This window comes from Mucilaginibacter yixingensis, assembly GCF_041080815.1.
GTDB classification, from domain to species: Bacteria; Bacteroidota; Bacteroidia; order Sphingobacteriales; family Sphingobacteriaceae; genus Mucilaginibacter; species Mucilaginibacter yixingensis.
Genome location: NZ_CP160205.1, coordinates 3,939,333 through 3,951,777, shown reverse-complemented (window position 1 = coordinate 3,951,777; position 12,445 = coordinate 3,939,333). Strand labels below are relative to the sequence as shown.

Sequence of the window (12,445 nt, the reverse complement as noted above, 5' to 3'; positions counted from 1 at the left end):
GAGGATATTCCCTGCACGAAGGGCCGTTGGCATGTGGCTCCCTGAGGATATTCTTTGCACAGGAGAGCCACAAATATGTGGCTCTACGTTTTTTAAGGTGAGCATTGTAATAATTCTCACATCTCAAATCTCACGTCTCACATCAAAATTGTATTTTTGCCGCTCATTTAAAAAAAATTATATGAGTCAGCGAACAAAAATTAAAGCATTGTTGGCCGGCGGTCAAACCGGCACCGAAGTTACTGTTAAAGGATGGGTACGCACCTTCCGCAATAATCAGTTTATCGCTTTAAACGACGGCTCTACCAATAATAACCTGCAGATTGTTGTCGATTTCCAGAACACCGATGAGGCGCTGCTAAAGCGCATCACCACCGGCGCAGCCATTGCCGTAACCGGTCAGCTGATCGAGTCGTTAGGTAAAGGACAGACGGTGGAAGTAAAAGCCACCAGCATTGAGATACTGGGCGACAGTGATCCGGAGAAATATCCGCTGCAGCCAAAAAAGCATAGCCTGGAGTTTCTGCGCGAGATTGCGCACCTGCGTTTCCGTACCAACACGTTTGGCGCGGTGTTCCGTGTGCGTAACAGTCTGGCATTTGCCGTTCATAAGTTTTTTCAGGAGCAGGGTTTTGTTTACCTGCATACCCCAATTATCACCGCCAGTGATGCCGAGGGTGCAGGCGAGATGTTCCATGTAACCAACTTTGATATTGGTAACCCGCCGCGTACCGAATCGGGTGAGGTTGATTTTAAACAAGATTTCTTTGGTCGCGCGGCCAACCTAACCGTATCTGGTCAGCTGGAAGGTGAGCTGGGTGCAATGGCTCTGAGCGATATCTATACTTTCGGCCCGACGTTCCGTGCCGAAAACTCAAATACCACCCGTCACCTGGCAGAGTTCTGGATGATTGAGCCCGAAATGGCTTTTTATGACCTGAACGATAACATGGATATGGCCGAGGCGCTGCTGAAATACGTGATCAGCTACGCGCTGGAACATAACAAAGAGGATATTGAGTTTTTGACCCAGCGTTTACTGGAAGAAGAAAAGCAGAAGCCACAGCAAGAGCGTTCTGAACTGAACCTGCTGGATAAACTGCAGTTCTGCCTGGATAACGATTTTATGCGTATCACTTATACTGAGGCTATCGATATCCTGCGTGATTCATCGCATAACAAAAAGAAAAAATTCCAGTACCTGATAGAAGGCTGGGGCGCCGATCTGCAATCAGAGCACGAGCGTTACCTGGTTGAGAAACACTTTAAAAAACCAGTGATTCTGACTGATTATCCAAAAGAGATCAAAGCCTTTTACATGCGCCAGAATGACGACGGTAAGACCGTACGCGCAATGGACATCCTGTTCCCGGGCATTGGTGAGATTGTGGGTGGATCGCAACGTGAGGAACGCCTGGACCGCTTGGAGCAACGCATGAACGAGATGCACATCCCGACCGAAGAGCTATGGTGGTACCTGGATACCCGCCGTTTCGGTGCTTGTCCGCACGCCGGTTTCGGTTTGGGCTTTGAGCGTTTGGTACTGTTTGTTACCGGCATGGGTAACATCAGAGACGTGATTCCGTTCCCAAGGTTCCCTAAGAATGCAGAGTTTTAATTGATTTCGAGTTTCGGATGTTCGATTTCGGATTAGTAGGATGTCGGCTTTCGGGCTAGATTGATAAATAAAAAAGCCGTTTTGCTAGTTGCAAAACGGCTTTTTGTTTTCGGTCCAAAATCAAACTTAGTAAATCCGAAATTGAACATCCGAATTTCGAAATCAGGCATTACCAATGACGGTAACCCCTATGGTAACCACCATAATAAGCCGGGCGGTAGTACTCATGACGGTAAACTACGCGGCGGTACTCGTGACGGTAATATGCTGGCCTGTAATGACGGTAATATACCGGGTAAGATGGTGCGCAATACTCCGGCTCATAATAAGCAGGTGCCGGTTCATAGTAAGCAGGCTGATAATAAGCCGGACCATAATAACCACGATGGTAATTGCCGGCGCTTATATGTAAGCCAGGGGTATTAACACTAACGTGGAAGCGGGTTTGCGCATTGGCCAAACTCAAAGAACCAACGGTTAATATGGCGGCTATCAATACTGTTTTTAACGTTTTCATATCGGTAAATTTTAACTAAACTCTTTGTATATATGACTATTTCTATGCCAAAAGGTAAAATCTGGCAGGTCACTTTTTTTATGGTCAACTGATTCCCAACGCAATTAATTTAGTTTTTATTGCCTGCAGCGGGCATTTTGCCACTAATTTGCGGTATGCAGATTGTGGGCTTAATTGCGTACCTTTGCCAAAATAAAACAGCGCTGATAGCCAATTCATATCGTAGACTTTTCTAAACAATACGCATCGGCGCCATACAATAACAATACATGTCATTTCAGGATCTTAAATTAATTGAGCCTATCCTCAAGGCCTTAAAACAAGAGGGTTATACACAGCCTACGCCCATACAGGCCCAGGCTATTCCATATATATTGCAGCAGCGCGATCTGCTGGGCTGTGCCCAAACCGGTACCGGTAAAACCGCCGCATTTTCCATTCCAGTGTTGCAACTGCTTTATCAGCAGCGCCAGCAGCATAAGGAGCAAAAAAGCATTAAAACGCTGATATTAACTCCAACCCGAGAGCTGGCTATCCAGATTGCCGAGAGCATTACGGCCTATGGCCGTTTTACGGGTTTGAAACATGCCGTTATCTTCGGTGGCGTGTCCCAGAATCCGCAGGTTGATACCTTGCGTCGCGGGGTTGATATTTTGGTAGCTACCCCCGGTCGTTTGATCGATTTGATGAATCAGGGTTATGTTAGTCTCTCGCACCTTAAAATATTGGTACTGGACGAGGCCGACCGTATGCTGGATATGGGTTTTGTGCACGATGTGAAACGCATTTTAAGCAAGGTGCCGGCAAAAAGGCAAACATTGTTCTTCTCGGCCACTATGCCCGCAGAAATTCAGCAACTGGCGGATAGCATCTTGAATAATCCAGCCAAGGTAGAAGTAACACCGGTGTCATCAACAGCCGATACCATACAGCAGACTATTTATTTTGTAGACAAGGCCGATAAGCGAGGCTTGCTGCAACACGTATTGAAAGACCAAAGCATTGAAACCGTATTGGTGTTTACCCGCACCAAACACGGTGCAGATAAAGTGGTGAAAGACCTGGCTAAAGCCGGCATCACTGCCGAGGCTATCCATGGTAATAAGTCGCAAAATGCCCGTCAGCGCGCGTTAACTAACTTCAAAAACCGCACCACCCGTGTGCTGGTAGCTACAGATATTGCCGCCCGTGGTATTGATATTGACGAGCTGACGCATGTGATTAATTACGAACTGCCTAACATACCTGAAACCTACGTACACCGTATCGGTCGTACCGGCAGGGCAGGAGCTAGTGGTATGGCTCTATCATTTTGTGATACCGAGGAGAAAGAGTTTTTAAAGGACATCCATAAACTCATTGCCAAGCAAATCCCGGTTGAGGAGGAGCATCCATACCCGATGAAACAGCTGAGCACGCAGGAGCGCATCCGCGAGGAGCTGAAAAACAATCCGCACCATAACAGCAGGCAGTCGCCGCGTAATAATAATAACAAAAACACACGCAATAAAAGCAACTGGCGCCGTGGCGGTAAAAAGGGCACCGGTAAGCCGTCAAATGGATAATATCCGTTTAAACATATTACGGTTATATTAAACCATTGTTTATTTAAACTAAAAAAGCCTGTTTTTCAATAAATCAGGCTTTTTTATTCCATTTGTTTATAATTCAGGGCTGTCAATATAACATGCAATAGCTATATTTAATCCCGATTATGAGGATACTCTACGCTATTCAAGGCACAGGTAACGGGCACCTGAGCCGTTCTATGGATATTGTGCCGCTTTTACAGCAGCGCGCTGATGTGGATATTGTAGTAAGCGGTATCCAGGGCGATCTGTCCTTGCCCTTCCCGGTAAAGTATAAATTCCATGGCATGGGCTTTATCTTTGGTAAAAAAGGTGGGGTTGATCTTTGGAAAACTTTTAAACAGGCCAATACCCGTTTATTCATCAAAGAGATGAAAAAGCTGCCGGTAGAGGATTATGATCTGGTGATCAATGATTTTGAACCCGTATCATCATGGGCCTGTTATCAGCGTAATAAATTCTGCGTTTCATTGAGTCATCAGGCGGCGGTAATGAGCGAGAACGCGCCAAAGCCTGACGAAACAGACATGATGGGCAAGTTTATTATCAAAAACTATGCGCCCACCAACGTGCAATATGGTTTCCATTTTGCAGAGTTTGACCAGAATACGTTTACCCCGGTAATTCGCAAGCAGGTACGTGAGCAGGTGGTTGAAGACCGTGGCCATTACACCGTTTATCTGCCTGCTTATGATGATAAGCGTTTGATAGAGCGTCTTACCGAGTTTAAGCATATCAAATGGGAAGTATTCTCTAAGCACAACAAAAAGGTAGTTTCGCATAAAAATGTGAATATCCAGCCTATCAATAACGAGCGGTTTATTGCCAGCATGGCGCAATCAACCGGTGTGTTGTGCGGTGCAGGGTTTGAAACGCCGGCCGAGGCATTATTTATGGGTAAAAAGCTGCTGGTAATACCCATGAAAAATCAGTACGAGCAACACCTCAATGGCGCTGCTTTAAAATATATGGGTGTGCCGCTGATTAAGAGTTTGAAGCCAAAACATAATGATGTAATTTATGATTGGCTGGAAAACGGTAAGGTTATTCCGGTAAATTATCCAGACAAAACAAAAGATATACTGGATATGGTGATAGATAAACACGCAGGTTTTAATAAATAAGAAAAAAATAACTAATTGAGAAATAAAAATAACCTTGCGTAAAATGTTGCGTTAAAATATATAGTTGTGGTTGTTGTATTGTATTTTTTAGTTTAAATAAAAGTTTGTTATTTTAATGCAGCTAACAAACAGCGGCTGCAGCCGCGTTTTATTTGTCTACCTATGAAGCTGTTTTAGTAATTGTTTTGCATTAAATAGCTAAATTAAGCGCTAACATGAAGAAAAATTTATTGGTAGTTGATGATGACCTGAGCATTCTGAAACTGCTCAATTTTATACTGTCAAAAGATTATGATATTGTGGTAAAAACCAGCGGTTTTGAAGCACTGGACTGGCTGGAAGAAGGTAACATGCCCGAGCTGATTATCTCAGACCTAGCCATGCCTACTTTTGACGGACAGGCTTTTGTAAAGAACGTAAAGATTAGTGGTTTTTATAAAGATATACCGGTAGTACTGCTTTCTGCAGCCGACGATCTTGATGAGCAGGTGTCGCGTATGCCGTTCCAGGTGGATGCTTATTTGCACAAACCCTTCAATCCAACTGTTTTAAAAGCTGAAATCAGCAAAATTCTGCAAGTTTATGACACAACCAATTACAACTGATTGGAATGAAAGTGTAGGTTTAAGGGTAAAGCTGGCCTATGCAGGCACAGCCCTGCGCGATAATATATTTGCCGAGCTGCCTGCCCATTACCAGATATTTGCTAGCCAGAACCTTAACGGCCTGGATGAGTACCTGGCAGAACAGTCGCTGTTGAGTATGCCCGATATCTTATTGATCGAGCTGGATGAAACAGGCGAAGCCTTTACCTTTGTTGAGCGTATCAAGAAGAACAGCATGTTTAAGCAAATGCTTATTGTGCTGGTAACAGATCGTAACGATGCCGAGTGGCGCCGCCGTGCGATAAGTTTAAAGGTGAATGACCTTTATGCCATGCCGATCAACCTGCTGCACCTGCGCGAGCGTTTAAACTTCCTGGTAAACTTTAAACTGATCAAGCCAACACTGGCCGAGCTTTCTAAAAAGGTAGATACTACTTACAAGTTGCCACCGGGTAAACGCGCTATGGACGTTATCCTGTCATCGATGGCTTTACTGGCTTTTTCTCCGGTGCTGTTGGTCATTGCATTAGCTATTAAACTGGGCTCAAAAGGACCTATCATTTATAAGAGCAAGCGTGTAGGTACCGGCTACCAGGTGTTTGATTTTTATAAATTCAGATCGATGCGTAGCGATGCCGATCAGTTGCTGGCCAAGCTCTCTGCAGAGCATAACCAATATGCTAATGAGGATGGCGGCGCAAAAGGCAAAGCATCATTTGTAAAAATTAAGAATGACCCGCGTATTACCCGTCTGGGCGGCTTTTTACGCAGCACCAGTTTAGATGAGTTGCCGCAGCTGGTAAACATCTTAAAGGGCGATATGTCTATTGTAGGTAACCGTCCGCTACCGGTTTATGAGGCAGAGATGTTAACCTCTAACGAGTGGGCCATGCGCTTTTTAGGCCCTGCGGGTTTAACAGGCTTATGGCAGGTAACCAAGCGCGGTAAAGATGATATGTCTGAGAGGGAACGGAAGAAGCTGGATAATTTTTACGCACAGAACTACTCGCTGTTGCTTGATATGAAGATCATTTTATCAACTATTCCGGCCTTGTTCCAGAAAGAAAAAGTCTAAGCATGTTCAAATTTCGCCTGATAAACCTTTCATTTTTTTTCATATTATGCTCTGCCGCTAGCCTGCGCGCGCAGGAAAGCATGATACCCGACGTAAAGCAAGACTTTCTGCAAAAGCTGATAGATACCGCTAAAAAGAACTATCCCGAGATGAAGATCCGGTCTACGCAGATTGGTATTGCGCGTACCACCTACCACCAGGCGCAAATCTCGTGGTTTGATATGATCACCCCATCGTATATATACAATCCGCAAAACACCGTAAATGTGGTTAACCCCAACATTTTTTTTGGTTTCTCATTGGCGGTTACGGTAAATATTGGTCAGCTGCTGGCAAAACCTTATCAAATTAAAAATGCCCGCCAGGCAGTTGATGTAGCTTATTACCAACAGCAGGAATATATTTTAACGCTTACAACTAACGTAAAACGTTTATACTATAATTACGTGGAAGCGCTGGCCGAACTCAGAGTGCGCGTTAGGGCCGAGCAGGATGCCGGCACCAATGTAAAGCAAATGAAAACAAAGTTTGAGAAAGCTGAGGCATCATTAAAAGATTATAATGACGCGCTGGTAATTATGTATACACAAACATCCTATAAAATACAGGGCGAGCGCTCCGTGCTTACCGCAAAGGTTGATCTGGAAGAGTTTATAGGTAAGAAATTGGAAGACATTAACTAATGGAAGTAAAAGATTTTTTTAAACTTCTAAAAAAATATATCAGCATACTCATTATTGTGCCTGCTGTTGCCATAATGGTGACTTTTTTTCTGGTACGTAATCTGCCCGATGAGTATGTTTCTAACTCACGCATTGCAACGGGTATCGTAGATCAAACCCGTCAGCTGCTTGATCAAAACGAGACCAACGTACAGGATACCAAGATCTATACAGAGTTTAGTAACTTGATGGAGGTGATGAAGCTGAAGAAAATGTATGATATGGTTTCTTATAACCTTATCCTGCATGATCTTAACAGCAAAACGCCGTTTAGAAAGTCATCAAAAATGATGGCTTCATTAACCGTACAACAGTGGAAAGATGCGGTTGCGATCTTTAATTATAAACTGAAGCATCTGGAGGGTCTTTCGCTGGTCAATCCGAAAGAGAACTCGCTCAACAAAATGCTGATAGAGATGCGTTACGATGAGCGTTCGCTGAGCAAGGCCATCACCATCACCCGCGAGGATTTCAGTGATTTTATTATTGTGTCGGCTTCTTCGGAGAACCCGCAGCTATCAGCCTATATAGTCAATACCCTTTGCCAGGGATTTATTGATTACCATACCAAGATCGTTCAGCAGAATGAGTTGGCGGCTGTGCGTTACCTGTCTAATCTGTTGAATGAGAGACGTGATACCCTGGCTGTTAAAACAGGAAAACTGCAGAACTACAAGATCAAGAACGATGTGCTGGATCTGGAAGATCAGTCTAAAACCGTTTATGGCCAGATTGTAGAGTATCAGAATAAACTGATAGAGGCGCAAAAGAATATGGCCTCATATACCGGTGCGCTTGATAATATTGATAAAAAGTTTGACCCGAAGAGCCGTAAGTTTATTGAACAAAACGTTAGCAAGATCAACTCGCAGTTGACCACTTCTATGGATCAGCTGCATGCGCTGAACGATAGATGGGTAATGAGCAATTTCGACCCGAAAATCAAAACTGCTATAGACTCATTGCAGAAAAAGGTGACCAACCAGGCGCTACAATCTAATGATGCCTATATCCTCGATCCGCTGCAAACCAAGTCTGACCTGTTGCGTCAGCGTTTGGAGCTGGAGATGAACTATAACCTGACCAAGTACAGTCTGAAGTCTATTCAGCAGCAGTTGGATAACCTTAATGCTAACTTTAAACGCATGGTGCCGCTGGATGCCAAGGTGAAAACCTACCAGATGGAGATAGAGATTGCCAGCAAAGAGTATCAGGATGTGCAGAATCGTTATAACAATGCTGTGCTGCAATCAAAATCAGAAACTAAACTGATGCAGATTGAAAAAGCAGAACCGGATGTTGCAGAGCCATCTAAAAAGTTGTTGCTGATTGTATTAGCAGGCGTGGGTGGCGAGATGATCTGTCTGGTGATCTTCTTTGCGATGTTCTTTTTGGATAACAGTATTAAAGATCCGGTACGTTTGGCTAACCGTACCAGCTTGCCGGTGTTGGGCTACTTGAACCGGATACCCGGCTCAACTATTGATCTGCGCCGCCTTTGGGATGTGGAGCACCGCGACCGGATGCAGCAGTACAAAGATTTGCTGCGCGCTATCCGCTTTGAGGTTGACCAGGAGCTGGCCGGCGAAAAGGTAGTGGCTGTAACCAGCATGCGCGATGGCGAGGGCAAAACCCTGTTGGCAAGCACGCTGGCCTACTCTTACAACATGATCAATAAAAAGGTGTTGCTGATAGATGGTAATATGGAAAACCCAACCATCAGTCATTCGGTACAGCCCAAAGTTTTTATTGAAGACTTTTTCAGGAATGATCCGTCTAACGCCCCTGCAATTAGTCAGGCCGTTGGCGTGTTGGGTAACCGCGGCGAGGATGTAACGTTGCTGGAAATTAGCAGTGAAGTGTTCTTGCGCAACAAGTTTACCGAGTTGAAGCAGATCTATGATATTATTCTGATAGATATACCATCGCTATCTGCCAAAAACAAGGCTAAAGAGTGGATGTTGTTTGCTAATAAAGTAATAGTTGTTTTTGAGGCCGATCAGGACATTGTAGAGGGCAGAAAGCAACTGGTTAAAGAACTGCAGCAACTGAATACCACCGGTAAGTTTGCCGGTTGGGTGCTCAATAAAGCAGCCTATCAATCAAAAAAACGCGGTTAAGGTCTAGTACCTTAGCGCGTTACATGGTTACATCTTTTTAAAGCAGGCCGCCATGAAAGTTAAGCCAATATCAACCCCCGACCCATTTGCAGAGCTAACACCACTGCAGCAAAAAACGCGTAAAATAGCTATTGCTATTGCCTTTATTGGCGTTTTTGTGTGGGCTGTTAAAATATTGTTTCTGTAAACCGGTATGGCGTTTAGCAGGGATAGATATATAGACGACCGCCCGCTACTGAAAAAGCTCTTCAGTGGAAGGTTTGCATGGTTTGCCCTGCTGGCAATTTGTTTATTGGGTGCCTATCTGGTCAGTTATGTAATTTACTACTACGGCTTTGTTGCCGGGTTACTTCTAATTGTAGGCGTAGTAGGTTTGCCAGTTGTTATTGGTACCGTTGGCTATCCTAAATTTGGTATTGCCGTTCTGTTTATCTGGGCCTATTGGGTAAACTTTATCAGCAATTTTACGCCTGCAGGTACGCCTATTGGTACCAGTATGGATATTTTGCAGTATCTGCTGCTGCTGGGCTTTCTCATCAGTCAGAAAATAAGGCCTAACTGGAAGGTTTTTGCCAATCCCATCTCTTATTTAATGCTGGCCTGGATCAGCTATAACATATTACAGGTACTTAACCCGGTAGCGGCTTCAAAGCTAGCCTGGGTATATACCGTGCGTACAGTGGCCATTATTGTATTGATGTACTTCGTGTTCGAGTACCAGATCAATGACCTTAAATTTGTTAAGCTCCTTATTAAAATATGGCTGGCCCTTACCACCTTTGCTGCCATTTACGGCTATGCGCAAGAAATAAATGGTTATTTTCCGTATGAGTGGGCCGTGTTGCGTCGTAACCCGCTTACTATGCACCTCAACTTCCAGGCGGGGCATTGGCGCAAGTTCTCCATTTTTTCGGATCCGGTTGTATTTGCTTACAATATGGCCCTTACCAGTGCCTTGTGCCTGTCCATGCTATTTGGTAAGCGTAGCCTACGCAAAAAACTGCTACTGGCAGGCATGATCATTTTGTTCATGAACTCTATGCTCTTCTCGGGCACCAGGGCGGGTTATGTGTTGTTGCCAGCATGTTTGGTGCTATTGATGGTATTATACTTTAATACACGCGTGCTGTTGACAGGGTCTTTCGTGGGGATGATCTTTATCTTTATGATCTTTGTGCCAACATCAAACGGTGCCATTAAGCGTTTCCAGAGTGCGTTCAGACCTACGGAGGATGCATCGTTCAATGAGCGCGCCAAGAACCAGGCTTTCATTAAGCCGTATATCCAATCGCACCCTTTTGGTGCAGGTTTGGGCGCTGTGGGTGTTTGGGGGCAAAGGTTTGCGCCCAACTCGCCATTGTCAAAGTTTCCGCCAGATAGTAGTTATGTGCGTATAGCCGTAGAGTTGGGTTCGGTAGGTTTGTTGTTATTCTGCACGCTGCTCTTTGTAACACTAAAAACGGGGATCAATAATTTCTTTTTGATTAAGGATCCCGAACTAAAGAATTACACGCTGGGGATGGTGATGGTGATCTTTGCATTTGCTGTTGCCAGTTATCCGCAACAGTCCTTCGTACAGTTTCCGTCCAACATTATGTTTTATTTGTGTATCGCACTGATAAATGTTTTAAAAAGATTGGATGATGAGAAACAAATAGCAGAAAATTCAGTAAAAAGGATTGATACCTAATGAAGTCAATTTTAAAGCAATTGCGTAATAATCACTTCCTGTCTTTTGCCGGGAACATGATCATGGCCGTTATCGGTATGTTGACCATTTTATTATTGGCGCATAACTTCTCTACCAAAGAGGATGTGGGTAATTGGGTATTCTTTATTCTGAACATGGTTACCCTGGCAGACGTTTTCCGTACGGGTTTCCTGCAAAATTCACTCATTAAATTTTATTCTGGTACCGATAAAGAGCGCTCGGCCAGTATCTCAGGTGCTGCCTGGCACATTGGTTTTGTGATTACGCTTGCCGGCTGCGCAATTAATTTGCTCTGGTATTTGTGGTATGTTATTTTTCATCCCACAGTTACTCCGGCCACTTTAATTATGATGCACTGGTTCGGCATTATCTTTTTGGCCATGCTGCCCTACAGCGTAGCCACCTGGATCTTACAGGCCGAAGAACGCTTTGGGATGTTGCTGGTTGTACGGGGCATTAACCAATGCCTGCAGCTGCTGTTTATGGTTATCCTCATTTTAACAAACCATCTTACGTTTTTAAATGCTGTTTACGCCAACTTTCTTACCTGTGTGCTTACCAGCGCTGCAACGATGATTGCCGGGTGGGATAGATTAGGCACTATAGGAAAGCGTACTAAAGAGAGTATCCACGAGCTGTTTCATTACGGAAAATTCAGTGTGGGCACCTCTATTGCGGCACAATTTTTAAAAGCTTCAGACACCTATATCATCAACTTTATGTTGCCGGGCAATGCCGCCGCCGCTGCTGTGGGTATGTATGGTATGGCCCAACAACTGATGCAGGTGATAGAGATCTTTATCCGCAGTTTTACGGCCACCGCAATGCCAATGATTTCAGCCGCATCTAATCAGGGCGATAACAATAAAGTGGTGTACCTGATGAAGAAATTTGCCGGGATGATTACCCTTGCGCTGATTCCTATTTGTTTAGTGTGCTTTGTTGGGGCCGATGTGTTTATGCACATTCTTGGTGGTAAAAAGTTTATCGGGTCTGAGTCGGTAGGTGTGTTCAGGATCTTTATGTTCTTTGCCATCCTGCTGCCGCTAGACAGGTTTATGGGCATCACCCTGGATATGATCAATAAGCCGCGAGCCAATATGATTAAGGTATACATTATGCTGGCGGTTAATGTGATAGGCGATATTGCAGGCCTGCTCATTTTCAAGAGTATTTATGGCGTTGCCGGTGCGTCTATTATCACCTTTATAGTAGGAACGCTTTACGGGTACTGGACGCTGAAAAAATACCTGAACTTTAAAATGGGCGACATTTTTACACTGGGTTATGCCGAGTTGAAAATGTTAATCAGCAATATTTTCAAAAAGTTTTCGAAGGCCCCAATTGGGGAATAAATTGCACAT

11 protein-coding genes are annotated in these 12,445 nt (G+C 44.3%); 10 read left to right on the top strand and 1 reads right to left on the bottom strand.

Translation table 11 applies throughout. The annotated features are described in order from the left end of the window. Window positions 1-181: 181 nt before the first annotated feature. On the top strand, window positions 182-1,618 hold the full coding sequence (asnS, locus tag ABZR88_RS16040; protein ID WP_107826362.1) for an asparagine--tRNA ligase: 1,437 nt from the start codon (window positions 182-184) through the stop codon (window positions 1,616-1,618). A gap of 169 nt (window positions 1,619-1,787) precedes the next feature. On the opposite strand, the gene ABZR88_RS16035 is transcribed toward asnS, so the two are convergent. Then, window positions 1,788-2,135 carry a hypothetical protein gene (locus tag ABZR88_RS16035; RefSeq protein ID WP_107826363.1) on the bottom strand — a complete coding sequence of 116 codons (348 nt, stop codon included), beginning with the start codon at window positions 2,133-2,135 and terminating at the stop codon, window positions 1,788-1,790. A 269-nt stretch (window positions 2,136-2,404) separates the two neighbouring features. Between ABZR88_RS16035 and ABZR88_RS16030 the strand changes: the two genes are divergently transcribed. The 9 genes from ABZR88_RS16030 to ABZR88_RS15990 all read left to right on the top strand — a co-directional run bounded on the left by ABZR88_RS16030 (window position 2,405) and on the right by ABZR88_RS15990 (window position 12,436). Next, complete coding sequence (locus tag ABZR88_RS16030; protein WP_107826364.1) at window positions 2,405-3,700, top strand: DEAD/DEAH box helicase; 1,296 nt, start codon at window positions 2,405-2,407, stop codon at window positions 3,698-3,700. Between the two features lie 149 nt (window positions 3,701-3,849). Then, complete coding sequence (locus ABZR88_RS16025) at window positions 3,850-4,848, top strand: glycosyltransferase family protein (protein ID WP_107826365.1); 999 nt, start codon at window positions 3,850-3,852, stop codon at window positions 4,846-4,848. 215 nt (window positions 4,849-5,063) lie between these two features. Further along, on the top strand, window positions 5,064-5,453 hold the full coding sequence (locus ABZR88_RS16020) for a PleD family two-component system response regulator (RefSeq protein WP_107826366.1): 390 nt from the start codon (window positions 5,064-5,066) through the stop codon (window positions 5,451-5,453). Continuing rightward, on the top strand, window positions 5,431-6,528 hold the full coding sequence (locus ABZR88_RS16015) for a sugar transferase (RefSeq protein ID WP_107826367.1): 1,098 nt from the start codon (window positions 5,431-5,433) through the stop codon (window positions 6,526-6,528). The genes ABZR88_RS16020 and ABZR88_RS16015 overlap by 23 nt, the downstream gene beginning before the upstream one ends. 80 nt (window positions 6,529-6,608) lie before the next feature. Further along, window positions 6,609-7,211 carry a TolC family protein gene (locus ABZR88_RS16010; RefSeq protein WP_170113512.1) on the top strand — a complete coding sequence of 201 codons (603 nt, stop codon included), beginning with the start codon at window positions 6,609-6,611 and terminating at the stop codon, window positions 7,209-7,211. Then, complete coding sequence (locus tag ABZR88_RS16005) at window positions 7,211-9,370, top strand: AAA family ATPase (protein WP_107826369.1); 2,160 nt, start codon at window positions 7,211-7,213, stop codon at window positions 9,368-9,370. The genes ABZR88_RS16010 and ABZR88_RS16005 overlap by 1 nt, the downstream gene beginning before the upstream one ends. A gap of 52 nt (window positions 9,371-9,422) precedes the next feature. Further along, window positions 9,423-9,557, top strand: a complete 135-nt coding sequence (locus ABZR88_RS16000) for a hypothetical protein (RefSeq protein ID WP_281260175.1) — start codon at window positions 9,423-9,425, stop codon at window positions 9,555-9,557. Between the two features lie 6 nt (window positions 9,558-9,563). Next, window positions 9,564-11,060 (top strand): O-antigen ligase, encoded by a 1,497-nt coding sequence (locus tag ABZR88_RS15995; protein WP_107826370.1) that lies wholly within the window; start codon window positions 9,564-9,566, stop codon window positions 11,058-11,060. Then, window positions 11,060-12,436 (top strand): lipopolysaccharide biosynthesis protein, encoded by a 1,377-nt coding sequence (locus tag ABZR88_RS15990; protein WP_107826371.1) that lies wholly within the window; start codon window positions 11,060-11,062, stop codon window positions 12,434-12,436. Before ABZR88_RS15995 ends, ABZR88_RS15990 begins: the two co-directional genes overlap by 1 nt. The last annotated feature ends 9 nt before the right edge of the window (window positions 12,437-12,445 follow it).